25 protein-coding genes and 1 riboswitch are annotated in these 26,421 nt (G+C 48.3%); of the genes, 16 read left to right on the top strand and 9 right to left on the bottom strand.

Annotation, left to right across the window (positions count from 1 at the left end; translation table 11 throughout):
- Window positions 1-831: a sensor histidine kinase gene (locus ACTHPG_RS23675; RefSeq protein WP_440391808.1), complete on the bottom strand. Its 831-nt coding sequence runs from the start codon at window positions 829-831 to the stop codon at window positions 1-3.
- Between the two features lie 304 nt (window positions 832-1,135).
- On the opposite strand from ACTHPG_RS23675, the gene ACTHPG_RS23670 reads away from it, so the two are divergent.
- Window positions 1,136-1,303: a hypothetical protein gene (locus ACTHPG_RS23670; RefSeq protein ID WP_017691019.1), complete on the top strand. Its 168-nt coding sequence runs from the start codon at window positions 1,136-1,138 to the stop codon at window positions 1,301-1,303.
- 136 nt (window positions 1,304-1,439) lie between these two features.
- On the opposite strand, the gene ACTHPG_RS23665 is transcribed toward ACTHPG_RS23670, so the two are convergent.
- The 3 genes from ACTHPG_RS23665 to ACTHPG_RS23655 form a co-directional block, all read right to left on the bottom strand.
- Window positions 1,440-3,272 (bottom strand): bifunctional diguanylate cyclase/phosphohydrolase, encoded by a 1,833-nt coding sequence (locus ACTHPG_RS23665; protein ID WP_440391807.1) that lies wholly within the window; start codon window positions 3,270-3,272, stop codon window positions 1,440-1,442.
- A 310-nt stretch (window positions 3,273-3,582) separates the two neighbouring features.
- Complete coding sequence (locus tag ACTHPG_RS23660) at window positions 3,583-4,173, bottom strand: DUF5317 domain-containing protein (RefSeq protein ID WP_440391806.1); 591 nt, start codon at window positions 4,171-4,173, stop codon at window positions 3,583-3,585.
- Window positions 4,174-4,415: 242 nt separating this feature from the next.
- Window positions 4,416-5,837 carry a hypothetical protein gene (locus ACTHPG_RS23655; RefSeq protein WP_440391804.1) on the bottom strand — a complete coding sequence of 474 codons (1,422 nt, stop codon included), beginning with the start codon at window positions 5,835-5,837 and terminating at the stop codon, window positions 4,416-4,418.
- 277 nt (window positions 5,838-6,114) lie between these two features.
- On the opposite strand from ACTHPG_RS23655, the gene ACTHPG_RS23650 reads away from it, so the two are divergent.
- The 14 genes from ACTHPG_RS23650 (at window position 6,115) to nfsA (ending at window position 20,053) form a co-directional block, all read left to right on the top strand.
- Window positions 6,115-7,146, top strand: a complete 1,032-nt coding sequence (locus tag ACTHPG_RS23650) for a BMP family lipoprotein (protein ID WP_150365291.1) — start codon at window positions 6,115-6,117, stop codon at window positions 7,144-7,146.
- Window positions 7,147-7,437: 291 nt separating this feature from the next.
- Window positions 7,438-8,937, top strand: a complete 1,500-nt coding sequence (locus tag ACTHPG_RS23645) for an ABC transporter ATP-binding protein (RefSeq protein WP_440391803.1) — start codon at window positions 7,438-7,440, stop codon at window positions 8,935-8,937.
- Window positions 8,934-10,001, top strand: a complete 1,068-nt coding sequence (locus tag ACTHPG_RS23640; protein WP_017691012.1) for an ABC transporter permease — start codon at window positions 8,934-8,936, stop codon at window positions 9,999-10,001. The genes ACTHPG_RS23645 and ACTHPG_RS23640 overlap by 4 nt, the downstream gene beginning before the upstream one ends.
- The gene (locus ACTHPG_RS23635; RefSeq protein WP_074093220.1) at window positions 9,985-10,908 is read left to right on the top strand and encodes an ABC transporter permease; all 924 of its coding nucleotides are present in this window, start codon (window positions 9,985-9,987) and stop codon (window positions 10,906-10,908) included. Before ACTHPG_RS23640 ends, ACTHPG_RS23635 begins: the two co-directional genes overlap by 17 nt.
- A gap of 46 nt (window positions 10,909-10,954) precedes the next feature.
- Window positions 10,955-11,626, top strand: a complete 672-nt coding sequence (locus ACTHPG_RS23630; protein ID WP_340910878.1) for a sulfite oxidase-like oxidoreductase — start codon at window positions 10,955-10,957, stop codon at window positions 11,624-11,626.
- Window position 11,627: 1 nt separating this feature from the next.
- Window positions 11,628-12,386 carry a nucleoside phosphorylase gene (locus ACTHPG_RS23625; RefSeq protein WP_440391802.1) on the top strand — a complete coding sequence of 253 codons (759 nt, stop codon included), beginning with the start codon at window positions 11,628-11,630 and terminating at the stop codon, window positions 12,384-12,386.
- A gap of 368 nt (window positions 12,387-12,754) precedes the next feature.
- Entirely contained in the window at window positions 12,755-12,940 is a 186-nt protein-coding gene (locus tag ACTHPG_RS23620) for a hypothetical protein (RefSeq protein WP_036616704.1), read from the top strand.
- Window positions 12,941-13,064: 124 nt separating this feature from the next.
- Window positions 13,065-13,556 carry a GNAT family N-acetyltransferase gene (locus ACTHPG_RS23615; protein ID WP_167483796.1) on the top strand — a complete coding sequence of 164 codons (492 nt, stop codon included), beginning with the start codon at window positions 13,065-13,067 and terminating at the stop codon, window positions 13,554-13,556.
- Between the two features lie 173 nt (window positions 13,557-13,729).
- Window positions 13,730-14,086: a metal-sensitive transcriptional regulator gene (locus ACTHPG_RS23610; protein ID WP_074096703.1), complete on the top strand. Its 357-nt coding sequence runs from the start codon at window positions 13,730-13,732 to the stop codon at window positions 14,084-14,086.
- 61 nt (window positions 14,087-14,147) lie between these two features.
- On the top strand, window positions 14,148-14,348 hold the full coding sequence (locus tag ACTHPG_RS23605) for a copper ion binding protein (protein WP_017691004.1): 201 nt from the start codon (window positions 14,148-14,150) through the stop codon (window positions 14,346-14,348).
- 225 nt (window positions 14,349-14,573) lie between these two features.
- The gene (locus ACTHPG_RS23600) at window positions 14,574-17,051 is read left to right on the top strand and encodes a heavy metal translocating P-type ATPase (protein WP_440391869.1); all 2,478 of its coding nucleotides are present in this window, start codon (window positions 14,574-14,576) and stop codon (window positions 17,049-17,051) included.
- Window positions 17,052-17,404: 353 nt separating this feature from the next.
- The gene (locus ACTHPG_RS23595; RefSeq protein WP_440391801.1) at window positions 17,405-18,562 is read left to right on the top strand and encodes a YhgE/Pip domain-containing protein; all 1,158 of its coding nucleotides are present in this window, start codon (window positions 17,405-17,407) and stop codon (window positions 18,560-18,562) included.
- Between the two features lie 155 nt (window positions 18,563-18,717).
- Window positions 18,718-19,317, top strand: a complete 600-nt coding sequence (locus ACTHPG_RS23590; protein ID WP_440391800.1) for a TetR family transcriptional regulator — start codon at window positions 18,718-18,720, stop codon at window positions 19,315-19,317.
- Complete coding sequence (gene nfsA, locus ACTHPG_RS23585; RefSeq protein ID WP_440391799.1) at window positions 19,310-20,053, top strand: oxygen-insensitive NADPH nitroreductase; 744 nt, start codon at window positions 19,310-19,312, stop codon at window positions 20,051-20,053. Before ACTHPG_RS23590 ends, nfsA begins: the two co-directional genes overlap by 8 nt.
- Before the next feature lie 111 nt (window positions 20,054-20,164).
- On the opposite strand, the gene ACTHPG_RS23580 is transcribed toward nfsA, so the two are convergent.
- The 5 genes from ACTHPG_RS23580 to ACTHPG_RS23560 form a co-directional block, all read right to left on the bottom strand.
- Window positions 20,165-20,971, bottom strand: a complete 807-nt coding sequence (locus ACTHPG_RS23580; RefSeq protein WP_440391798.1) for a TatD family hydrolase — start codon at window positions 20,969-20,971, stop codon at window positions 20,165-20,167.
- Between the two features lie 105 nt (window positions 20,972-21,076).
- Window positions 21,077-21,982, bottom strand: coding sequence for an ABC transporter ATP-binding protein (locus ACTHPG_RS23575; protein WP_440391797.1), 906 nt, complete (start codon window positions 21,980-21,982; stop codon window positions 21,077-21,079).
- A gap of 38 nt (window positions 21,983-22,020) precedes the next feature.
- Window positions 22,021-22,779: an ABC transporter permease gene (locus ACTHPG_RS23570; RefSeq protein ID WP_440391796.1), complete on the bottom strand. Its 759-nt coding sequence runs from the start codon at window positions 22,777-22,779 to the stop codon at window positions 22,021-22,023.
- Window positions 22,779-23,069: a thiamine-binding protein gene (locus tag ACTHPG_RS23565; RefSeq protein WP_017690996.1), complete on the bottom strand. Its 291-nt coding sequence runs from the start codon at window positions 23,067-23,069 to the stop codon at window positions 22,779-22,781. Before ACTHPG_RS23565 ends, ACTHPG_RS23570 begins: the two co-directional genes overlap by 1 nt.
- A gap of 218 nt (window positions 23,070-23,287) precedes the next feature.
- Window positions 23,288-24,328, bottom strand: coding sequence for an ABC transporter substrate-binding protein (locus tag ACTHPG_RS23560; RefSeq protein ID WP_440391795.1), 1,041 nt, complete (start codon window positions 24,326-24,328; stop codon window positions 23,288-23,290).
- 219 nt (window positions 24,329-24,547) lie between these two features.
- Window positions 24,548-24,660: riboswitch (TPP riboswitch) on the bottom strand.
- A gap of 244 nt (window positions 24,661-24,904) precedes the next feature.
- Between ACTHPG_RS23560 and ACTHPG_RS23555 the strand changes: the two genes are divergently transcribed.
- The gene (locus tag ACTHPG_RS23555; protein WP_440391794.1) at window positions 24,905-26,305 is read left to right on the top strand and encodes a phospholipase D-like domain-containing protein; all 1,401 of its coding nucleotides are present in this window, start codon (window positions 24,905-24,907) and stop codon (window positions 26,303-26,305) included.
- Window positions 26,306-26,421: the final 116 nt, after the last annotated feature.

Below are 26,421 nucleotides of genomic sequence, written 5' to 3'. Positions count from 1 at the left end.
TTAGACATGCTCCTTTCCAATCGTCATTCGTGTATGCCCCGGTCTGGAATCAAGGGTAAAAGACCAACCCATCTCGGCAGCACGTTCCTTCGTAATTCGCAGTCCGTACCGATCCTTCAGATGGAGAGGATCTTCACTTAGTCCATTCCCATTATCCTGAATATAAATAAACCAGGCCATCGGGTTACCCTCGGCGTGAACCTGAACGCGGGTAGCCTGTGCATGTTTGCGTACGTTCAGTAACGCCTCCCGGATACAGGCGAGCAGTTCCACTTGCTCCTTGGCAGAGAAGCTTACACCCCTCAGGTCCCAATGAATCTGTGCACCAGGTACGGTTTCCTTGACGAGCACTTCGACCTGCGCATGCAGTGAGATAATCTCAGGTGTTGTGGTGGAGGAAGGAACATAACGCAACTGGGCAATGGCTTGCCTGACGTATGTATTGACTTCATGCACGGTTTTTTGAATCTCCTGGATCTCATGCTCATGTCCGCTTCCTGCCAGACTGCGTCCCGCTTTATCCGTCTTAACCGATAGCAGGAAAAGAGACTGGGATATGCCATCGTGAAGTTCCCGGGCCAATTGGTCACGAGCTTCCAAGGCTGCTTTTGCTGCACGTTCCTGCTCCAGAGCAGCCCTGGCACCTTCGAGCATGTGGAATAATCGGCTCAGCAGTGTCACGCTGACGAGGTAAACGATGACTGGCGTTAACCAGTTGCCGGCGTCCATCGAAAGGTACGGCATCAGAAACTGATGGCGAATATATTCCCAGATGCCAACCGTAAATGTGGGGATCAACAGAATCATCCATTTTATTTGTTTATAGGACATGAATGCAGAACTCCTTTGATCTAGGATTAGCTTAATGAGGTACTTTATTTATAAAGGGATGGGACCATTATAACGCAAGCTTGTCCAAGACCCTAGTCTGTGTCTTTGGAGAAAGTTGGGGAGGATCATGGAGTATTTAGAAGGATATCTAAGAACAACAAGGGGTGAAATGTTGTCACGCTAGGTGAGGGTTGGTGTGACCAGCTGAGGAAGGCTGAGTCCGTTTTCCCTATCGGAGAAGGTCCTCTATACTTATATAGAACGTGAATTCATTACAAAACATGTTAAGGAGTGAAGCAACAACATGAGTCAAGAAGTATTGGAACGTCGCAGTGAATTGCTCAAAAAGAACATTCACCAGATGCTTGTTCAAGACAATCAGCACGGTATCAGTCGCCAAGACAACATGTTTTTGCAGCAGATGATTAAAGAGCTGCATCAGACCTCACATGAACTGAATACCAAATCTTAATGTAGAATCTGCACGAGAATGAAGTTGTCTGGTGTACGATTCATTCCATGATGAAAATGAAAATGGCGCTATCTCCGATCAGACCGGGGATAGCGCTTTGACTTTTTAAGAACATATAGCAGAAGCTTCGTTCATCTTACAGTAACTGTTGCTGAGCGGTTCGTTTCTCAATATATCGAATGAATAACTCGGCAAGCTCCGGATCGAACTGTGAACCCGAACATGCGCGCAGCTCTCGGATGGCTTCATCCACGTTCTTGGTCTCCTGATACGGCCGCTCTGTCGTCATGGCATCAAAGGAATCAATGACGGTCAGCATCCGGCAGAGCCGGGGAATCTCGTTACCCTTCAGGCCGTATGGATAGCCTTTGCCATCATAGCGTTCGTGGTGAAGTTCAATGTACGGAATCAGATCTGCGAAGCGATCGTTCGTAATCACCATTTTTTTGCCCCAGGTGACATGTCCTTTGATCGTTTCCCATTCTTCTGCGGTGAGCTTGTCCTTCTTGTTCAGAATGGACCAGGGAATCTCCAGTTTGCCGATGTCATGAATCAGTGCTCCCAGCACGAAACGACGTTTCTCCACATTATCCAGTGCGAGCAGTTCACTGATATCCAATGCGTATTTATAGACCCGTTTGGAATGTTTAAACGTATCCATATCCTTGTATCGGAACAGATTGAGCTGCTGCTCGATGTCACGAACGTCCTGTACCAGATCAATTTCGTGTTCCATGCCATCATTGCTTCCGTGACGGTGCACGTTGTTCTTGCCCTGTTTCTTCGCATAATACAGTGCTTTATCTGCCTGATCCACAAGTTGGGACTTGTTATACATATCCACCTGATAGGGCGCGACGCCACCCGAGAAGGAGAGACAACCGTGCGGAAACACTTCAACGCCTTCAAACGGCGTGTCGTTTAGTTGTTTGCGCAGCTTATTCATAAACTTGTAGGATTCGTCCAAGTCCATTCCGGGCATGAGCAGAGTGAACTCTTCCCCTCCATAACGAAAGGCGGTAACAGGTGTACCTTCCGTCTTTCGCATCAAAAAATCCCCCAGCAGGGCCAGCAGACTGTCACCTTGGAGGTGGCCAAACCGATCGTTATACTTTTTGAAATCATCAATATCAATCAGTCCCAGACAGAGTGGTGTTCCCTGCGTACGAGCGGTAGTCAGTTCATTTTCCAGCATACTTTCAAAATAACTATGGTTGAACAGACCTGTGCGTTGATCGGTGTTAGCTTTCTCCTCAATGCTCTGATACATGACAAACAACTGCTTGAATGCATGGGAGAGCAGAATACTGAGACTTAAGTACAACAACAGACCGAGTACGCCATTGTGCACAACCAGAATTGTCAGGACAAGCGCCAGAATCAGCGTACACAAATAAACCAGCAGGGATTCGGTAACGAATGCCCGCTTCATCTGCTGTAATGCATCCTTCGTTGAGAAATGAAAGAATAAACCCAGTGTGATCGTGTTGATGATGAAGTAGGCTGCGAGCGCTGCAAAATAAGGGAGCAGGTTATAGCCGTCGAGCGTTCCCGATTGTCCGCCAGTCCACTCAAACACGGCAGCTGCTCCCGTAATCATGAGACTGTAGATGCTGAAGTTGACAATGTGTTTCCACCAGGTGAGCTTGCGCTCTTTGATTAACAGGATGATGGAGACAGGGAGCAGTACAGATAAACTGAAAGCTCCGCCAAACATGAATATGCAGGCAAGGTATACCGATGAATCCATGGATTGCTGATTGCCTTTGGGGGGGATCTGGAACGTGAAATAATCCAGAATTAATGCCGCTCCCAGCATGGTGTAGACCATGACCCAATCCGCCGTGGTTAGATGAAGGTAAGACCACTTGTTCATGTACAGAAAAACACCGATCCCGGTACAACTAAGCAAAATAACATACAGACTGCTTCGATCTGCCTTATGGATAAGGTTACGAATAAAGTTCATAAAAAATCTCCTGCTTGGTTTAGTCTACTCTTGATGTGTACATAATTGTTATTCTTGTATAGGGATATATTATATAGATGTTTAACATACCAATTTGCCTGGCAAAAATCCAGAAAGAAAAAACAGGCCGCTGGCAGCCTGTTTGTCTTGTTTGGCGGTATGGATACTAGCCGCCCAGCTTGTATCCCGAAGTTAATGCCACAACGACAGAAGCCACGATGATTGCGTTGATGACAATGCGGGAATATTTCACACCTTCGAATTTTTTCATGGAGAAGACCTCCCTTCCTTGGAGTCTACCTGGTTCTCATCAAGCCTGATGAGTTTTAGCAGGTTGCACAGCCTTTTTGTCCCGATTCACCATCATGTACTGGATAAAAAGAAATATGCCGACGTTCATGACCACATCACCGATGCTGATGACTTGAGTCCGTGGATAAGGGCTGGAGAGTGGGATGATATCACCGAGAAAAGGCAAATGTGTAGATGCATCCATCATAAAATGCTTTGATACGGCGCCGCCTTCCCGGAGCATATCTACATAGTAGGGTCCCAATACAGCAGAAGCTTCAACCGAAACGGGCATGCGCCCACCATTTACAGCCATCACGGCAAAATTGAGAAACACACCAATCCAGATGAGCATGAAACCGGTGTGGTTCCGGTTGAGCCACAAAAATGCGAGTCCTGTAATGTAGACGGCAGCAAAGAGATAACCATTAATGGATGCCACCCATTCGAATCGTTCCTGCAGATAGAAAATAAAGAACTGGACTAGCAGCAATACAGGGAAAATCCAGCCGCTTCGCAACTTGAGTGCTGCAAACTGATTGAGCCCATGCCGCAACCCGCCCCGAAAAAATCCAACGATCAAGCCGAGAAGAATACCGTCATATACCATGATTAACTCCTGTTCGTGCGGAGATATGCAATAGGATTGCGTGTTTGTGTACATACTATGATTCGACCTGATATTGGTAATTCCTGCATGGAAAAAATGATTTTTTAGAAGAAATTTGCAAAAATCTGAACAAAAAACCGTCTTTACGAACCAAGGGGGCAAAATCCCTGTGAAATTCGGTAAAGACGGTTACTTATAATGGCAAAAAATGAGCTTTAATTCGGTTGGAGATAAAAATTATTTTATTCGGAACCACCGTTCAGATAGTTGAAGAAAGGCTGGTCCACCCAGAAGTCATATGTCGTAATGTCCGCATCAGGAGCGAGTTTCAGGAAACCTTCACGAATGGCTTTGGCATTTTCCTTCAGAGAGAAGGACTGAGCATAGTAATGGCCAAGCGCGATCTTATTATTGGAAATGACCGGATAGTTGGCCAATGCCGTTGGTGAGTAATAAAGCGGTTGCCACCAGGAACTGAGAATCAATGGCGATGTACTGTCACTGTTTTTCTTGGCATATTTCAGAACAATATCATTGAAGCGGACTTTGTCTGCCACATTGTTGAACTCGAACTGAATATCATATTCCTTCGCAGAAGCAATATAGTTGCCGTTCTCGATCTGTGTCACTTTATAGTCTGGCGTTTCCTTCGGCTCGCCCCATTCCTTCAAATAGATGAAGGCAGATGTCTTCGGCTGGAATTGTACATCAGCGTCAATGCCTTCGCTACGCAGTAAACCAACCAACTGTACAGCATGTTGGATATTATCATGGCCGTAGGTAAGTGTCAGTTCATCGATAAAGTTGGAGTCAAAGCGGCTATCCTTCAGATTGTAACCTGTGACGAGATCATCTCGCAGGGCCTGATCCACAATCTTTCTCAGTTCAGTGGATTCAATCAGATCCGCTGTGCGATATGCAGCATACAGTTTGGAATAGATGTCCGCATCGCCGGAACGTCCAATCTCATGTTTGTAATTCCCTTGACTGACCAGCACGCGTCCAAGCAATGTATTGGCGAAATCTTTACTTGCTACGCCACCCTTAAGGAGAGCGGGGTAGAGGCTTTCGGGAATCAGACCTGTATCGATCGCCGCAGCCAGTTCTTGTGCGGCTTGTCCTTGAACACGGTTTGGGCTAATGCCAACTTTGGCAAGTGCTTTGGCCGTTTTCTCGGCAGGATATGTATAAGCGAGTTCCTTGAATCCGGCTGCTTTCACCGCGATGAAGACGGCAGCATAAGTGCTCAGTTGATCCTTGGCACGTACTTCTGTACCTGTAATAACCCCGCTGTTGAATAAGGAAACGGCAGCATCATAAGAAGAATCACCAGAGGCCAGATCGGTAAAGACAGGAGCTTTGGCTTCACTGTCACTTGCTTGAGTGGCTTCCGTAACGGCTGCTATGGCTTGAATAAAATCACCTTTGGATATCTGTTGCGGCAATTGGATGTTGTATTTCGCTTGCAAGAATTGGGCAAAATCCGCTGCGCTTTCCGTATAAGCGACTGGAGCCTGAGCCACGGGTCCTTTGACACTTTGTGAAGTGGTTGGTTTGGCTGGAGTTGCAGATGCTGCAGAAGCAGAAGCGGGCAAGCTTAGGCTGCCGAGTGTTACCGGAGCGGCGAGCAGGGCCGCCAACGTGATCTGGGTGATTTTTTTCAAATGAATAGCCTCCTTAAAATGGGTTGGAAAATAATCAGCTTTCGGTTATAATTCTGACAAATCCTATCAGAATAGAATAATTGGATTGACTTTAGCACGGAGACGCGCTGGATGTCAACGAAAAAAAAGCTTGATACAGAGCGGTTTCCAAAGCTTGGCAGAAAGCAATTTGTTAAATATATTCTATTTGAGTGTAAACGCTCAAAGATTTATTGACAAGGATCGACAGTATCCGCTAGGATAAGAAAAAAGAATGTTGAAAAGGGGTATTTTCAAAATGAAAAGAGGTTTATCGTTCGTCTTATCGATCATCATGTTGGCTATTTTGTTGGCAGCTTGTGGGAATTCGGCTTCCAAAGACGAACAATCCGCCCAAGGCAGTGATTCGGAAAAATCTCTTCGGATGGCCCTTGTACTTCCCGAAAAAATAGGGGTTAACCCTTTCTTTGTACAGATGGATGAAGGCTTCAAAAAAGCAGGCGAAGAATTCAAAGTAGACACCAAGACGATTGAATCGACAGATCCGGCGGCATTTGAACAAAATCTGCGCGCTGCGGTTGCCGAGAATTATGATCTGATTATTACAGCAACTTTCCAGGCAGAAGATGCATTGAAGAAAGTCGCAGCAGAAAATCCGGACAAGTCCTTTGCAATTGTAGATACAACTGTGGATCTGCCTAACGTTCGTAGCGTTGGTTTCCGCGAATATGAAGGGGCGTACCTGCTCGGTGCAGCTGCTGGATTATCCACCAAAACAGACAAAGTCGGCATGATCGCGGCGATGGATGTACCATTGATCAAGAAATATACAGAAGGTTTCAAAGCGGGATTGGAATCCGTGAATCCGGATGCAGAATTCCTGGTGAACTATGTTGGTGGATTCAATGACCCGGCCAAAGCAAAAGAGTTGGCATTGGTGCAATTCGGCAAAGGCGCTGACTTCATCGCTGGCGCATCCGCTGTAGGTGATCTCGGTGTGTTCGAAGCAGCGAAAGAAAAAGGCTTCTACACTTCAGGTCAGGATACGGACCGTACGGTTGAAGACCCGGAACATATCGTATTGTCTCAATTGAAATCAACTGATACGGTTGCTTATGAGACTGTGAAAGATTTTGTAGAAGGCAACTTCAAAGCAGGTGCAGTGAACTATGGCTTGAAAGAAGACGGTGTAGGCCTGACTTACGTTACACGTGACAGCGAATCTCCATTGAGTGCTTTTGTTGGACAAGAAGTGATCGACAAGGTTAAAGCAATCAAGGATGATATCGTATCCGGCAAAATCGTAGTCAAAGATCCATTGCAACAATAGTTTTGAATGTTCTTTTTAAATGAGTGATGGAATGGATCAGCCGGCTGCCCGATCAGGCAGCCGGTTTTGCTGCTATTAAATGACCAGTATATGTTCAACTTATCGTTTACACGATAACGAAGAGGACAGAAATAACCTGAAGAAGCAAAGCGTTCGCCTTTATCTCCGGATTTTCCCCTTTATATAAAGGGAATCGAAAAATCTGGGGATAACAGCGATCGGAAGGTTGTACTGTCATCGTAGTGGCGAGTGTAACCTTTTAAGTTGAACTGAGAGGAGCGAACGCGAGATATGCTGTTGGAGATGGAGCAGATTACGAAGAAATACGGCGACTTCACCGCTAACCGTGACATCCGTTTTAATTTGCGTGAGGGAGAGATTCATGCCCTTGTCGGTGAGAACGGGGCCGGTAAAACAACCTTGATGCGTATGCTGTACGGTATGGAACAGCCTACGTCAGGCACAATCAAAGTCCATGGACGCGAGGTAAGCTTTGCTACGCCGTCCCAGGCGATGGCAAGTGGTATCGGCATGGTGCACCAGCATTTCATGCTGTTCCCTTCCTTTACGGTGGCGGAGAACATCGTGATCGGACGGGAGCCGGCTAAGGCAGGTACATTTGACCGTAAGCAAGCAGCCGCCCAGGTGAACGAGCTTGGCAGACAATATGGCATGCCGGTTGACCCGTGGAAAAAAGTGTCCGAGTGCCCGCTTGGCATGCAGCAGCGTGTTGAAATTCTAAAGGTGCTGCATCAGGGTGCAGACATCATTATATTGGATGAACCTTCGGCGGTACTGACACCGCTGGAAGTAAAAGAACTGCTCGCGAATATGAAATCACTCGCGAAGCTTGGCAAAACCTTTGTACTGATTACCCACAAGCTGCAAGAAGTCATGGATGTAGCTGACCGGATTACGGTACTTCGAGATGGTCAGGTAACGGGTACATTGGAAGCCAAAGATACACATGTGGAGGAATTATCCCGTCTGATGGTTGGTCGTGAACTTGTGCGTATGGACAAGCAGCCATCGGTTCCAACCGAAGCTGTGCTTCAGGTGGAAGGGGTCAATCTGTCCGGAGCGAAGGATCGTTCGGCGCTAAAGGAGATTCATATGGAGGTTCGTAAAGGCGAAGTCGTTGGCATAGCCGGTATCTCGGGTAACGGCCAGTCGGAATTGATCCAAGTGATTGCAGGACTTCGTAAGGCAGACAGTGGTCGCGTTGTGCTCTCCGGGCAGGATACAACCAATTGGCCTGTACGGCGCATAAGGGAGCATGGACTTGCTCATATCCCGGAAGATCGTTACATGTGGGGAGCAGCCAAGGATGCGAGTGTTCGCGAGAACGGACTGATGGGACATCATCATCGCTTGCAGTCGCGCGGCATCATCAAGGCCAAAGCAGCAAGAACGATGGTAGAGAGCTGGATCAAACAGTTCAGCATCAAGACGGGATCTGCGGAGACCAAGGCACAGTTTCTGTCCGGAGGTAATTTGCAGAAGCTGATTGCCGCTCGTGAATTCGCACAGGATACACCGTTTCTGATTGCAGCCGAACCGACTCGTGGTGTGGATATCGGAGCAATGGAGACGATTCATGCCGAGTTGCTACGCAAACGTAGTGAAGGTGCGGGTATTCTGCTCATTTCATCGGAGTTGTCTGAGATTTTGCAATTATCGGATCGCATTATTGTCATGTATGAAGGCGAAATTGCCGGGGAACTGAGAGCAGAGGAAGCGACGGAGGAACAGATCAGTTTGTTAATGGCAGGAGGGAAAGAGCGGATATGAATCGGGTAAAAGAAACTCTTCGCGGACTCGTACAGCCGCTGCTTGCCGTATTCATCGGTCTGATTGCAGGAGCTGTGGCGATTCTGATTGTTGGCGGTAATGTGGTGGATACGTATGCGGAGATGTGGAAAGGGGCCTTCGGCAACTTCTACTTCTTCACCAATACGCTGGCACGTTCCACACCAATCATCTTGGCGGGACTTGGCGTAGCCTTGGCATTCCGTGCCGGATTTTTCAATATGGGAGCCGAAGGCCAGATGATTCTTGGCGGGCTCAGTGCCGCGCTCACGGCGCTTTATCTGCCAGGCCCGGGCTGGTTCGTGTGTATTGCTGCGATTGTAGCAGGTATTGTTGCCGGGGGAATCTGGTCTCTGTTTGCAGGCTGGCTGGATGCTCGTTTCGGCATGAACTTATTGATTACAACCTTACTACTTAACTATATCGCTATTTATTTTGGCGGCTACATGGTCTCCTATCCGTTCAAGGATCGGACAGGATCTGCAGCGATGGCTCAGACACCCATGATTGATCAGAGTATCTGGTTGCCGAAGTTGTTCCAGGGCATGGGACTGCATGCCGGCTTCATTATTGCCATTGTCGCGGCTATTCTGATCTACTGGTTCACACATAAAACGGTGACCGGTTACGAGATTCGCATGCTCGGCAGCAACCCGTCCTTTGCAACCTACGGCGGTGTTCGCCGCATTCGCATGATGATGCTGTCCATGGTCATCAGTGGTGGACTTGCTGGACTTGCAGGTGCGGGGGAAGTGCTCGGTACACAGTACCGTTTCCTTGATGGATCGCTATCTTCTGCAAGTTACGCCTGGAGCGGCATTATGGCCACGCTGCTTGCCCGCTCGCATCCACTCGGTACAGCTGTAGCAGCTATTTTGTTGGCTGCGTTACAGACAGGTGCCATGGGGATGGAACGGAATACGGATGTGCCGCTGGAAGTCGGCAGTGTCATCCAGGCCGTATTGACGTTATTTGTATCAGCTCAGATCGGTTATTCATTCCTGAAGCGGAGAAAGGAGAAAAAGTCCAATGCAACAACTGTTTGATGCAGCCATGTTTGGCTCAACCTTGCGGATCATGACTCCAATCCTGCTTGCAGCGCTCGGTGGGGCTTTATGTTCCCGTGTCGGTCTGTTCAACGTGGGTCTGGAAGGACTGGTTTTGATTGGTGCGTTCTCCGCCATTGTCGGTAATTATCTGTTTGGCAATGTGCTGTTGGCTGTACTCTTTTCCATTATTATTGTGATGTTATTCTCGGCGCTATTTGCCTTTATAAGTATTAATTTGAAGGCCAACGCCATCGTGGTCGGGATCTCGCTGAATTTCCTGGCTGCGGGGGTGACGACCTTTGCACTGCGTGCGATTTTTGATGTAAAAGGTGCATATTACGACAAAGACATGGTTGGACTTCCCAAGTGGGATATTCCGCTGATTAAGGACATTCCGTGGTTGGGCGATGTATTATCGGGACATAGTCCCTTGGTCTACCTCGGTATTGTGCTCGTGATTGGACTGCAATTTTATCTGTTCAAAAGTGTATCCGGCTTCCGCCTGCGCTCCGTCGGGGAGAACCCGATTGCAGCACAGAGCATCGGGATCAAGGTACGGGGCATCCAGTATGGCGCTGTTCTGATGTGCGGTGTGTTGTGTGCTCTGGCTGGCGCACAGTTGTCGCTCGGTCAGGTGACAATGTTCACCGAAGGTATGACCGCTGGTCGTGGTTTTATCGCGCTGGTGGCAACGATGCTGGGACAAGCCAATCCGCTGGGCGTCATGGGCTCCAGTGTGCTGTTCGGCTTCATGGAAGCATTGAGTATTCGTCTGCAAGGCTTCTCGTTGCCAACCCATTTCACATTGATGTTGCCGTATATTGTGACGCTGGTCGCGATGTTCTTTTTCAAAGACCGTACCTATGCACAGGATGCACTGAAAGCGGGCGGAAGCTCGCGTTAATTCCTGAATGCCGATGTAGAGGCAGCAAAAGAAGGAGGAATTCCACTTGCATAACAAGGCTGAACGTTTGAAAAAAGGAAAAACCCCGGCACCCAAAGCAGGCATTGATCATGGAGATCGTTTGCCGCCGGGACAGATGTTGACGGAGAAATTCCCGATTCTGCATGAAGGGGAAGTGCCGGAATATGACCTGTCCACATGGGACCTGAAAGTATTCGGCGAAGTGGAAGAGGAGAAAGTGTTCTCCCTGGCCGAGTTGCAGGCGATGCCACAGGTGAACACGGTGAGTGATATTCACTGTGTTACCCGTTGGTCAAAATTCGATACGCCATGGGAAGGCATTCGTTTCTCCGATTTTGTGAAGCTTCTGGGGGTTAAGCCAGAAGCAAAATACGTTATGATCCATGCGGATCATGATTACGAGACAAATGTACCGCTCGAAGAATTGATGCATGATGATGTATTGCTTGCATTCAAATATAACGGTGAGCCGCTAACCCCTAAACATGGTTTTCCGCTGCGTATGGTCGTGCCACAACTCTACTTCTGGAAGAGTGCGAAGTGGATACGTGGGCTGGAGTTTATGACTGAAGACCGGAACGGCTTCTGGGAAGTGAATGGCTTCCACCATTTTGCCGATCCGTTCAAGGAACAACGCTTCTCGGGTGAAGATCTGCCGATTCCGGAAGACGAGTGGACGAAGAAGGAGTTTGATTGATATGTTGATGCCTATTTTGCAGATTCATTCGGAAGACATGCCGGCATATGCCATCGTCTGTGGTGATCCGGTACGTGCGGAGAAGATTTCCCGCAAGCTGGAGCAGGTGAGAGAACTGGCGTTCAGCCGGGAGTATCGCACGTTTGTTGGTTTGTATGAAGGGGTACAGATCGCTGTGGTTAGCCATGGTGTAGGTTCACCTGGAGCAGCAGTGTGCTTCGAGGAATTGATTCGCGCGGGTGTAACAACCCTGATTCGTGTAGGTACAGCGGGATCATATACAGCTGATTATCCGGCAGGCAGTGTGATTGTGAGTACAGCCGCTGTTCGTACGGATGGGTTGACTCGCCAACTGGTGCCGGATGGTTTCCCTGCGGTAGCGGACATTGGGGTGACGCAAGCATTGATTGAAGCTGCTCGTGAGCAGGGGAGCGCGGATACTGCAACGTTTGCAGGCAAAGTGGGTGTTGGGATCACCGTAACGCTGGATGCATTCTTCGCAGGCGTGGAAGAGATTCCACACCGCAAGTACAAGCAGGCTGGAGCACTTGCAGCCGAGATGGAAATTGCGGCGCTCTACATCGTGAGTACCTTGCGTGGCGCTCGTGCCGGAGCCATTGTCGCGATCGATGGATTCGCGGACAGCGATCTGGCTGCCGAGTATGATCCGCATACGGATGCGGTTGGACAAGCGGTAGAGCAGGAGATTAATGCCGCTCTGCAAGCGCTAGTAGCGCTTGCTCGTCAGGATCAGACATAGGTTAGTTAAGGCAAGTATACATTTTTTCTTATTGTTTCAAGCAAAACAGTAGATGATGTCCATTTGAGGTGGACAATATAAAAAGGGCGTTCCGAAAGGTCATACATTTGACCTGGGGGACGTCCTTTTTATAACCGTAGAAGTGAATGGAACGTTTGACTGAGATCGTTCCATTTCGATGAATTACCGTGAAATAACGTGTGTGAGATTCTTTAGATTGTCATTCCTCTTATAATTGCCCTTATAAGGTATGTACGATTCGTTAGATCTGAAGCTTCCTTCTTGGAGAATGATATTGCAGCAAATGGGCACGTTATATAAAGGTACATCACCATGAACATGAATGACAAAAAAGGGAGGACTCTACGATGACACAGAACAATCAACCTCAGGACGAGGCGGAAATTCGCAACAAGCTGGATGAAGACGGGGATTCCTTGATGGAGAAAAAGAAGATTTTGAGCGGAGTGGACATTGAGCCGCAGGCGGACGAATGGGCAGCGAAGCCATCACCTGTTGCTTTTAATGAAGGAAATACATCTTCGAAAAAATAATCAACATGAGCATCATATGGGCTTGATGGAGTGAAGATAAATTTAGCGAAGCAGGTACCCTTATGGTATCTGCTTTTTGGTTGTATAATAATGTAAAATTCAAATGAGTGAAAGAGTGATGGGGATGAGCACGAAGGGTACTGTTAGCATTCGAAATGCAGAAATGAGGGACTACTCTGGCGTGTCAATGTTGATGGATGAGCTGCACCAGATGCATGTTGAGGCGCGGCCGGATCTATACAGAGTGTTAGAGACCAGGATGGAGGAGAAGGAATTCACCGAACTACTGGAAACGGACAAGCGTTACCTGTATGTTGCCGAATCTTTAGAAACGGGCTTGATTCTGGGTTACGGGAGTGCGCAGTTAAGTGTAATTCAGGATAACCCACTGATGGTGGATCGCAAGATGTTATACATTCATGAACTTGTAGTGGATACCAAGCATCGGGGCCAAGGAACGGGCAAACAGTTAATCCAGGCATTCATCGAGCTAGGAAGAGAGCTTCAGGCAGACAGCGTGGAATTATCCGTGTCGACGTTTAACTCTGGTGCACAGGCTTTCTATGAACAGATGGGGCTGGTCGTTCGCAGCAGCAGGATGGAATATACCTTGTAAGGTTCGTCACTCTATTCAATTCAATTCGTAACAAGCAATCATCCATTTTTAACAAAATATCAGAATACTCTTGAATACCCCCATGGGGTATGTTAATCTTAGAAAAGAACGAAAGAAAAGGGGTGTTCATGATGGATCATCAGAGCCATCCCGAGGAACCTTTGCAATCCTCCATGTCAGATTCAACGGAAGCTTCGGCTACAGTTCAAGAAGCAGTATCCTGTCATGCCGAAGGCAGTGATGGGAAGCATGTGCGCAAGAGTCACCATTCGCAGGAGATGAAGAGTAACCTTGTTTCTCGTTTGAACCGTGTGGAAGGTCAGATTCGCGGGATCAAAGGGTTGATCGAGAAGGATACGTACTGTGATGATGTGCTGACGCAGATTGCGGCGGCTCAGTCTGCTCTTAATTCGGTAGGCAAGCTTCTGCTTGAAGGCCATATGAAGAGCTGTATCGTTGAGCGTATTCAGGCTGGTGAACATGAGGTTGTGGATGAACTGCTGGTTACGATGCGGAAGTTAATGAAGTAAGCTGAATTAATTCACCTATTTAAGTTTATCATTTTAATATACCCCAAGGAGGAATTTACAAATGTCTAATGTTACGTTAAACGTTACGGGAATGTCCTGCAATCACTGTGTGAAGTCGGTTGAAGAAGCTGTGAAGAATACCGGTGCGAGTGGTAAGGTTGATCTGGCAGCGGGAACAGTAGCGGTGGAATATGATGAGCAGACAGTGAACGTGGATCAGATCAAAGCTGCCATTGAAGATCAGGGATACGATGTAGTCTAAAGGGATCACAGGCTTAAACCGAACATGCTCATGGGCGAAAAAGAGGTCAAAGCACCTTTTTCCAAGAGTCAGGTTTAAGCCTAATTTTCTGTCTGATTTATACCCCTAAGGGGTATGTTGAATGCAACATACAAAAATTGAATCGACATGAAAGGAGCTGACATGATGGATAACTCAACGAATAAACCAATGGATGGATCATCCGAACCCACCCCAATACCACCTATGGCAGAAACACCTGGGCTGAAGGCAACACTGCACATCACTGGCATGACCTGTGCTGCTTGTTCGACGCGAGTGGAGAAGGGATTGTCCCGCATGGAAGGTGTGCATGAGGCCAATGTGAACCTTGCCATCGAACAGGCAACCGTATCTTATGATCCGAAGACAACCAACGTGAATGCGTTGCGGGATAAAGTAGAGGCGCTTGGCTATGGTACAGTATCAGAATCGGTTGATCTGAACATCACCGGTATGACGTGTGCTGCCTGTTCTGCGCGGATTGAAAAAGGTCTTTCCCGACTACCCGGGGTATCTCAGGCGAATGTAAATCTGGCGCTGGAGACAGGGCATATCGAATATGCCGCGGGCTCATTGAAACCTTCGGATATTACTGCCAAGATCAAGCAGATGGGCTATGGTGCTGAACTGCAAATGACGCAAGAAGAGACCACATCGGTTCGTGAACGTGAGCTGCAACGCAAAAAGTGGAAATGGATGATATCGGCTTTATTATCGATTCCTTTGCTGTGGGCAATGGTTGGGCATTTCTCGTTCACATCCGGAATCTATGTACCCGAGCTGTTCATGAACCCTTGGTTCCAACTGCTGCTGGCAACACCGGTACAGTTCGTGATTGGGTGGCAGTTCTATATAGGAGCGTACAAAGCACTTCGCAACCGCAGCGCGAATATGGATGTTCTTGTCGCACTGGGTACCAGCGCAGCGTTTTTCTACAGTCTGTATCTGACGTTATCCAGTGGGTACTTGCCTTTTGCGTCGGTGGATCATGGTGCAATGGGAACAGGCACAGCCGCCATGCCTTCGGTAGAACTCTATTATGAGACAAGTGCAATTCTGATTACGTTAATTCTACTGGGAAAATGGTTCGAGGCTGTGGCGAAAGGTCGCTCTTCACAGGCGATCAAAAGCTTGATTGAACTGGCTCCACGCGAAGCTCGTGTCATTCGGGATGGACAGGAAGTTATGGTTCCTGCTGCATATGTTGCGGTGGGCGAACTGATTCTGGTGAAGCCGGGGGACAGCATCCCGGTGGACGGCATCGTTGAAGAAGGGCAATCCTCTGTGGATGAATCCATGTTAAGTGGAGAGAGCCTTCCCGTGGATAAAAAACCAGGAGATGCTGTTACAGGTGCTACACTGAACAAAAATGGAGTATTACGACTGCGTGCGACCAGAGTGGGATCGGACACGGCGTTGTCCCAGATCATCAAAGTGGTAGAGCAGGCGCAGGGTTCCAAAGCACCGATTCAACGGATCGCAGATGTCATTTCAGGCATATTTGTTCCGATTGTCGTTGGCATAGCCGCGCTGACATTCCTGATCTGGTATCTGTTTGCAAGTCCGGGTGACTTCGCGGGTTCCCTTGAGAAAGCGATTGCCGTGCTCGTTATTGCCTGTCCATGTGCACTGGGGCTGGCAACGCCTACCTCTGTTATGGCTGGATCAGGACGTGCAGCTGAATATGGCATTCTGTTCAAAGGCGGGGAACATCTGGAGTCGGCACAACAGATTCAGACTGTGGTGCTCGACAAAACAGGGACAGTAACCCAAGGTAAACCGGTGCTTACGGATGTCATCACGGCTCCGAATTGGACGGAATCCGATCTGCTGGAGCGTGTGGGAGCGGCTGAACAGAGTTCCGAGCATCCGCTGGCAGAGGCGATTGTTGCGGGTATCCGTGCAAAGGGCCTGGAGCTGGACCCAACAGAAAAGTTCGAGAACATACCGGGATACGGCGTGCGAGCTTCAGTACAAGGGCAGGAAATTCTGGTCGGCACGCGTCGTTTGCTTGCGGATGAACAGGTGAATGTCTCTGAGGAAACCCTTCAGCAGATGAACCATTTGGAGGAACAAGGGCGTACAGCGATGCTGGTAGCGGTGGATGGTCAGTGGGCAGGGATCGTGGCAGTGGCTGACACCATCAAGGATACCTCTCGTGAAGCGATCGGTCGTCTTCAGGCGATGGGGATTGATGTGATCATGATCACGGGAGACAATGAGCGGACTGCTCGCGCTGTAGCGGAACAGGCAGGGATCGGTAAAGTTCTGGCTGAGGTTCTGCCCGAAGGTAAAGCTGCGGAAGTGAAGAAACTTCAGGACAGTGGCCTGAAAGTTGCCATGGTGGGTGACGGCATTAATGATGCTCCAGCACTTGCCACAGCTGATATTGGGATGGCCATTGGAACAGGAACGGATGTAGCGATGGAAGCGGCGGATATTACCTTGATGCGTGGTGATCTGAACAGCATTGCAGATGCGATTGAGATGAGCCGTCGCACGATGGGTAACATCAAACAAAACTTATTCTGGGCACTCGGATACAACGTTATTGGTATTCCCATTGCGGCAGTTGGCTTCTTGGCTCCATGGCTGGCAGGGGCAGCGATGGCGTTCAGTTCCGTGTCGGTTGTCTTGAATGCCCTGCGTCTGCAACGCATGAAGCTGAAACGAAGTGCCTGATCGACCCATGTTTAATGATATATTCAACGTCTCATTGTAATGAAGTGAGGATAAATCAATGCGCGGTTCGCTGCGGTGGACCGTGTTTTTTTTGTTGAGAAAATACGGTTTGAATCGCCAGAAAAGTAGGTCTGAAACGTTGGTATAAGTGTTCTTTTCTTTGGGAAAAGGATAGCATAATGCTCTTTTGTGAAAATGGATCGATTGTATTCATGAATAAAGCTTATGTTTTCTGAATATTTCAAAAATCAGTTGACAATATGGACATATTCACATAAAATTTAAACGATCGTTTGATTCAAACAACTGTTTAAATCAAATTAGAACTATTTTAGTAATGGAGGACACCTTTTATGTTGCAGGCATTACGTACATTGTTTAAAAAACCGCCAGTGATCGTGGGGATCGTAACAGCACTTATGTTCCAAGTGATCTTTAGCGTGATCTGGATGACCGCATATTCGGGAGTAAATGACCGTACGAAAGAATTGACGGTTGCGATTGTGAATGAGGACGGTGAAATGTCCAAAGGAATCGCAGATTCCCTTGCAGGAACACTGCCTTTCCACACCGTATCCAATCTGAGTGCGGCTGAAGCGTTGGATCAGCTGAATCATCACAAAGTACACATGGTGCTGGATATCCCGGCTGGATTTAACGAATTGCTTCAAACGGCTGGCTCAACCGCTGAGATTAAATACACGATTAATGAAGCGAACCCGGTTACGATTAAAAGCATGATGCAAGGTGTATCACAAAGTGTGACAAACACGATTAACAAACAAGCTACAGCACAAGGGGTACAGACAGTGTTAACGGCTTCAGGTGCGCCTGCCGATCAGGCTGCTGAAGCTGCTGCTAACCTGACCACCCGAGTGGAAGGAACGACAACCTCGATCAACCCGGTTAACGGGATGAATAATCAGATGGTACCGATGATGATGGTACTGGCTTCCTATGTGGGTGCCATGATCATGGGGATGAATCTCCAGACAGCGATGGGTATGCTCTCATCTACCTATTCCCGATTGACTTTGTTTGGCGCAAGAGTAGTCATTAATGTGGGTTCTGCATTAGTCGTTTCCCTGCTGGGATCATCGTTGATCGTGGCACTGGGCGGACAGATTGCACAAGGATTCGTCGCATTCTGGTTATTCCAGGCACTCTTCCTGTGCACGTTCATGTTCTTCTCCCAGTTCTTCCTGATCTGCTTCGGACCTGCAGGAAGTCTGTTTAACATCATCTCACTGTCCTTGCAACTGGTATCCTCCGGTGCAATGGTACCGCGTGAATTGCTGAACAGCTTCTATAGCGGCATTGGACAGTACCTGCCTGCAACATACGCCGTTCAGGGTATTCTGAGCGTGCAGTTGGGAGGCCCAGGAGTTCAATCTGCTGCGGGCTCCATCGTGATTGTGCTGTTGGTTGCTGTTGCTTTGTCACTGGTCGTGACGTTGTTGAAAAAACAACGCATGCCAGCTGGCGCACCAAGCTCGGCTCGTGCGAACTAATATAGCAGAAGCATTGTAATTGCTTCATAGGATAGGACAAGCACCCCGATGAGTTTCATCGGGGTGCTTGGTGTAATATAATAGACAGATGAGTACATGCCTACAGCCCTTGGCTGGAGCGAACGAAATGAACGGACAAGAGGGAGCGGGACGCAATGACGGAACCGGAGTTGGACATCAAAACGAGGATACTGCTTGCAGCCAAGAAGCTTTTTGCACAGCAGGGGTATGACGGGACGAGTGTTCGTCAAATCTGTGATGAGGCGGGTGCGAATGTGTCGCTGGTGTCTTATCATTTTGGCGGAAAAGAAAAGGTGTTCGAAGCGTTATTTGAGCATTTTTTCCCTGGACATATGATGAACTCGCTGGCGGAAGAATCCGTGTCCTCACCTGTGGAAGGTATCCGACGAATTATTGGTGAAGTTGTGAAGTTCACTATGACGGACCGGGAGATGAGCGATATTGTACAGCTGGAGATTACACTGCGTACACATCGTACAGCTACCGTATTTCGTTTTCTGGACCCTGTCTGGACCCGAGTGAGGGACCTGCTGCAAGAAGGAAAAGACCAGGGGCTGTTCCAGATCGAGTCCGTATCTTATGCGATGCTTCAGGTGATGGGTGTGGCTTTGGCGCACAAACGGGCCAAGAATTCACGATTTGGCTTTGATTATCAGGATATGAATACAGACGAACTCGCTGAGCAGACGATTGAGTTCGTACTTCGAGGATTGGGAGTGAACAGCCATGAATGAAACCATTGATTTGATGATGAAACACCGCTCTGTACGCAAATTCAAGCCAGACCCGGTGAGTGATGAGCAGCTTGCAGCGATTGTATCTGCAGGGCAGATGGCTTCCTCTTCAAGTAGTGTGCAGGCTTATACTGTGATTGCTGTGACTGACATAGAGCAGAAAGCCAAGCTTGCTGAACTGGCAGGCAATCAGGCCTACGTTAATGAATGTCCCGTGTTTCTCGTATGGTGTGCTGATCTGTATCGACTGAGTGATGCTGCGAAACGTCATCTTCCTGAGAAGGAATCGTATGCGGATTCGACCGAGAATTTCATGGTAGCCACCATTGATGCTGCACTGGCTTCCCAAAATGCTGCTCTTGCAGCAGAGTCGCTTGGTTTCGGAATCGTATATATCGGCGGGCTTCGTACCCGGATTGAAGAAGTCGCTGAGCTGTTGGGATTGCCGGAGGGCGTATATCCAGTGTACGGCATGTGTATTGGTGTTGCAGATCAGGAAACGGGAATTCGGCCGCGTCTGCCACTGGATGCAGTTCTGCATCATAATCGCTATAATGCCGAGCAGAGCCTCAAAGGTGTTGAGCAGTATGATGAGACAACGACAGCGTATATGAAAGAACGGACTAACGGTGAGCGAACGACTCCATGGTCCGAGCTGATGGCGAAGCGCCTGACTGAGCCGACACGGTTGCAGGTGAGACCATTCCTGGAAGGCAAAGGATTCTTGAAGCGTTAAGTTGAACGGAAGGTAAATGGTTAGTTCCACGTATATATATGTAGATAGAAGTCAGTCGGTGGCGAAGCCGACTGGCTTCTTTGTGCTGTGCTTGCTACTACCTGATTGTAATTAAGTTAAGCCGTAGAAACGCTTCGTGTTCTGATAGAAGAGGCGGGTGGCCCGCTCGGTTCCCATGCCGGTGATCTCACTCCATGCCTGAATGACTTGTCTGGTCATGGCAGGGTGTGTCATTCTTCCCTTAAACGGTCCTTCGAAGGGCCAAGGTCCGTCGGTCTCGGCCATAACCTGTTCAACTGGATATTGCCGGGCGAGTTCACGAATCTCTTCTTCATACTGTATATCCGGTGTGAAGGAGATAAAATAACCGTTGTCCGCCATGCGCCTTACGGTTTCGCGGGAACCCTTGAACCAGTGGAAATGAGCACGTCGGAAATGGTATTGCTCGAGCAGATCACAGACGATATCCGCATCCTCATATACGGCATGAAGGACAAGCGGTTTGTTGTACTTTTTCGCGAGTTGGATGAAACGTTCAAGCAGCTCGATATATCCGCTCTGATCGAAGTGCTGCCCTGCCTGCTCCGCTTCCAGACGGTTGTAATAGGGAAGACCGACTTCTCCTATAGCTGTAGCTTGTCCCATATGCTTCTCGATCCATTGGAAGAACAGGTCCATCTCTGCACGGGAAGGCAGTTCCTGTTCCGGATGGAAACCGAAGGCCGGATAGACGGTGCGTGGATGTTGCTTTGCGAGCTCCAGATTGGCCTGGGCAGAAGCGAGATTCATGGACACGGCTATCAGTGCTTCAACTTGCTGAGACGGGAAAGACAGAAGCATCTCACGTTGTTCGTCAGGGGTATACTGATCCAAGTGAATATGAGCATCAATCAATGGTGCAAAAGCTTGAGCATGCACGAGGGAATTCCTCCTTGTGTTCCTATATATTTTAACTATGTTACGCAGAATTTCTTGTGGCGGATCACCCATTAAAGGAAAATAATAACTTTAAAACCCGCGCTATCAAGATAGGCGGGCTTTCTGCTGTTCTTCTCTCATCCACTGTGAAATCTGCCGTTTACGCTCCAAAAAGGCGGATTCTTCCGTAATTTCTTCTCGTCTGGGGCGATCAAAAGGAACATGTACCTCATGCAACACCGTTGCAGGCCGGTTGGATAACACATAGACTCGATCCGCAAGCAGCAATGCTTCTTCGATATTATGGGTGATGAACAGCACCGAGCGGCGATTCTGTTCCCAGATATCGAGCAGCCAGCGCTGCATGTCGCTGCGTGTCAGTGCATCCAGCGCGCTGAAAGGTTCGTCCAGCAGCATGAGTTCCTGCGGACTGAGCAGGGCACGCAAAAAGGCAGCACGCTGCTGCATTCCACCCGACAGCATATGAGGATATGCCTGCTCGAACCCGGCGAGGCCCACGCTGCTTAACCACTTTCGAGCCTCTGCAAGTGCTTCGGCCCGAGGGGGAGCACTTGCAGCTACTTCACCAGCAAGCAGTACATTGTCTTCAATGGTACGCCAAGGGAAAAGGGCAGGCTGTTGTGGCATATAACTGATCTTGCCACGTTGGCCGGTTACATCATGACCGTCCATAAGTACTCGCCCTTTCTGTGGCTTCAGCAGACCGCCGATGATATGGAACAGGGTGCTTTTGCCACAGCCGGACGGCCCAACGATAGCGACAAATTCGCCTTGCTCTACAGTGAGGGACAGGCCGTTCAGAACAGGTAACCTGCTCCGCCGTTCACGGAATGATGCATGCACATCCACGACGTCCAGTGCGGGTGGAACCGGAGCAGGAGTCGTGGCAGGTCGATCAGGGGTAGCCGAGTGAAGCTCTTCACCGTGCTTTGGCTCCATTGCACGTGCTCCTCGTCCAGGCTGGACTTGTTCGTCCGGTTGCCGATTCATATGTTCATCACTTCCTAATATACAGATTACATGCTTTGTTATCGCTTCTGTGGACGCCAGCGCACGAGCAACTTCTCCAGCAGCGCGATGAGCAGGAAGAGCAGCAAGCTGAGCGCGACAATAATCATGATGGCGACAAATAGCCGATCTGTGCGATAAGCTGACTTTTGCAGCATCATATAATAACCAATACCCTTGTCTGCACCAATCCATTCGGCAATGATGGCACCCATCACGCTATAGGTAGCGGCGATTTTGACACCGGAGAACACGGATGGCAGAGCATGAGGAAGCTCCAGCTTCCAGAAGATATGATGACGTTTCGCACCAGCCATGCGCATATAGTTCATCATCGCCGCATCGGTACGGGTCAAGCCGTCCATCGCAGCTACCGCAACGGGGAAGAAGCAGACCAGTATGATGGTAATCAGCTTGGGCAACAGCCCGAATCCGAACCAGATTAACAGGAGCGGCGCGAGCGCGATGGTCGGAATATTTTGACTAAGAATAAGTAATGGATACAGGGCCGACTTGAGAAAAGGGACCAGATGCAGCACCATTGCGATCAGTAATCCAACCGCTGTGCCGGCTGCGAATCCGATCAGGGTTAACTGAATGGTTGCGGAAGCGTGCATGCCAAGCCGTTCGGCCTGGGTTGCCGCTTCGCGGGCGATGTCGGACGGTGCAGGCAGCATCCATTTCTCGATATGGAACAGGGAGACAGCTCCTTGCCATAGGGCTATAAAGAGAATAACCGCCACAAAGGGCGGCCATACACTTTTGAAATAGGCAGGCATTAGCGATACTTCTCCGTCAGGGTATCCATGCTGAAGCCAGTAGGGCTATGGGCGATTTTGATCTGGGAGATGATGCTTGGGCTGCCAGCCTCCACAAGTACCTCGTGCATCTTGCGCACAACCTCCAGCAGTTCCTCCAATTCCCCCTCCATCGTGGTGTCGAGCGCGTTCACCTGATATTTTAGGCCGGATTGCTGAATAACTTCAATGGCGCGATCTACGTAAGGATAAGAGTTCTCGCCATTTGGCGTTTTCGGAATAACCTGAATGCTAAGTAGTGTGCTTGCCATGAGAGATCACGGCTCCTTTCATGATAAATTGCATGAATTGAACAAGGTTTACACTTATCACTCCGATTGCAGTACCCTCTTCCGATCACTGTTATCCCCGGATTTCTTTAATGAAATTTAAAATGGAGGAAATCCGGGGATAAAGGTGAGCGCTTCGCTTCTTCAGATGGGTTCTGCACTCTTCGTTCTTGTGTAAAAAAGTTAAACTTAAGCAAATTTTATTGGGGTAAAAACTCGTTTGTGTATGCCTTGCTCACGTCGACCTGTTCATCCAACAGTTTTTTGCTAAACATCCAGTCGGTGTAGTTCTGCCATACTTCCTGTTTCTGTTCTCCCCAGCGCGGGGCATCATCCGTGTATTTTGGACTCAGCCATTTCTGGCTTGCCAGTACCAATTCCTTGTCCAGATCCGGTACAGCCTTGATCAGAATGTTCGCTGCTTCTTCTGGATGATCAATTGCGTATTGATACCCTTCGGAAGTGGCTTTCAGGAATGCTTTCACCAGTTCAGGGTCGTTCTCAATCGTCTGCTCGTTCGTCACGAGGACAGGCGTGTAGTAATCCAATGCATCTGAATAATCCTTCACATACAACATGTCGATCGGTTCCCCGCGCAGTTCGGCTTCAATACCCGTCCAGGCGTAGAAAATCCATGCAAAATCAATGTCCCGTTTCACTGCGGTGAAAAAGTCGGCGTCACCCATGTTAATGTTTTTCACTTTGGATACATCGGCGCCTTCGCCCTCCATAATGGATTGCATCACGGCTTCCTCCACTGGGGAACCCCAGCCGCCATAGGTTTTGCCTTCAAAATCTTTCGGTGACTTGATATTCCGATCCGCCGGAGCAGCGAACCCGGATGTATTATGCTGAATAACTGCTGCAATGGAGACAAGTGGAACACCCTGTGTGCGGGCTTGAGTTACACTCTCCTGATAACTTACGCCAAAAGGCACTTCATTCGATGCAACCATCGTATCTGCGCCACCGGCACCTGGTTGTACAATCTCCACGTTCAAGCCTTCGGCCTTGTAAAAACCTTGATCTACGGCCGCATACAGGCCGGTATGATTCGTATTCGGTGTCCAGTCGAGCACCACTTTAATATCCTTCAGGGCGGCAGTGTCGCCTTCGTTGCTGCTTTCTGTATTCGTGTTGCTGTTCTGTTCAGCAGGAGCTGCTTCTTTGCCGCCGCATGCGGCTACCGTCACCAGTAGTACGCATAAGAGCAACAATCCCATTGTTTTACGCCATTTCATCTGTGATTCTCTCCTTCGGTATGTCCGGCCGAGTGGCACGGGGTACTCCTTGGCTTCATATCCAAGCTTCTTGCATAAATCGCAGATTTATACCAGCTATGATCCGGATAACGTCACTTTTTTAGCTCTCTGGCTATATAAAAGAACATTAAAAAAGCGCCCCGTAATCCGGGACGCGTGCAGGCGTTAGAGAGGTGGCGTTCAGCCATAGGGCTGTGCCATTACGATATACTCCGATTCCTACGCTGGCATGATCCAGATCAGGTCTAAGGGTTAGTATCTTGGTGGGATACACTCTCAGCCGGCCAATTCCGACTCCCCTGGGAAACTATGAAGTTACGGGCATTACTAGGTGTAATTATAGGCCAGAGGCCCAGTCGTGTCCAGTCAGGAACTGGATGGGAACGGATTTCGGGTTATCGTCTACTTGCTTCTAAGCCGCTTCGGTGATTAGTTTTTGATCGTTTGGCCTTGAGCCGAGCAGCTTGATTCATTTAAACAACATAATTTAGGTACAAAAGGAGATAGTACTGCTATACCAATAAATACTTTTACATAAAAATGGGGGAGTACTGAATGATCCTTAAAACCATAATCGCAATGATTCTGTGTTATAGTGCCTACGTTTTTTTCACAGCCTACCTTTTATTTTTGGTTCCGTCTCCATCTGCTATTGAAAATACGGATATGCAAAAATCGTTAACAGAAGGAAGTACAACAGATCGCGTAATGCTCCTGGAGGACGGCTTTCAATCGGGTCAGGTGAGAATCCAGACCATTCGAGAGGCAAAAACAAGCATCGACCTGGCCTATTACTCCATTCAAAAGGGAAAAACATCTCAGCTTTTTTTTGCTGCTTTATTCGATGCGGCTGATCGGGGGGTTCAAGTTCGAATCATTTTAGACGGGATTTTTCACAGCATGCGCGGAGAATTGCGTGATATTCCAGATGCCATTGCAGCTCATCCCAATGTGGAATTAAGATATTATGAACCACTCCACCTATTTATGCCATGGACATGGCATAATCGTCTGCATGACAAGATCCTTCTTGTCGACAACGCATATGGCATCATTGGCGGCCAAAATATTGGTGATAAATATATGGCATTGCAACCCCCAAAAGACTATGTTTTTGATCGCGATGTCCTTGTTTACAATCCAAACGATAATACGAACAGCACGGTTGTTGAGATGAAACAATATCTAGATCAGTTATGGAACCATCCATTCACCAAACCAGAAAAACATGCAAAACGTCAGCATCATGCAAAAGGGTTAAAAGAGCTGGTTCAACTGGCTGAGTTATATAAAGAAGCACAGGCTCAGAGCGATCCTTTTGTGAAAGTATTGCCAAAGGAATGGGTTCGAGGAGCGCTTCATTCCGACCACGTTGCTTTCATTCACAATCCAATCAAAAGGCTATATAAAGACCCGATCATGTGGAGAGCGTTTGTTCATTTCGCCAATGAAGCTAAGTCGAAAGTGTACCTTCAGACGCCATATGCCATTCCTACCAAGAAAATGAAGAAAGCCGTACATCTGTCGATGAATCCAGAAGCAGAATGGATCATGCTAACCAATTCAATCCAGCAGACCCCTAACCCTTTGGCTTTCGCGGGCTACTTAAGCTCTAAAAAACGGTTGCTTAATACCAGTTTGGCCATTTATGAATACCAAGGCCCTTATTCCATCCATGGCAAATCCTTTGTCATGGATGATTACCTCAGCATGGTTGGTTCGTATAATCTTGATCCCAGATCCGCCTTTCTAAATACCGAATCCGCTGTGGTCATTTCTGGTTCTGCATTCGCCAACCAACTAACAGAGGCTATGGATATCAAACGTGCACATAGTACGCGTGTGAATAAAGGCGACTATCCAGCAGAATCCACGAATCAGAAAGGCTCTGTTTTCAAACGAATGGCAATCACAGCTTTATCCAAACTGTCTTTTCTCTGGAAATTTATGTTGTAGGAAAGATAAAAACAATATTGCTTATGGAATTAATACCGCACATGACCTGCTAATAGGAATAGCAACTTTCAGAAATTCTATTTTGTTCACGGAATGTTCACTTATGTGGTGGGGTT

Source organism: Paenibacillus sp. SAF-068 (assembly GCF_051967555.1).
Taxonomy (GTDB): domain Bacteria; phylum Bacillota; class Bacilli; order Paenibacillales; family Paenibacillaceae; genus Paenibacillus.
The sequence above is the reverse complement of the archived record's forward strand: the minus strand, read 5'-3'. Positions and strand labels throughout refer to the sequence as shown.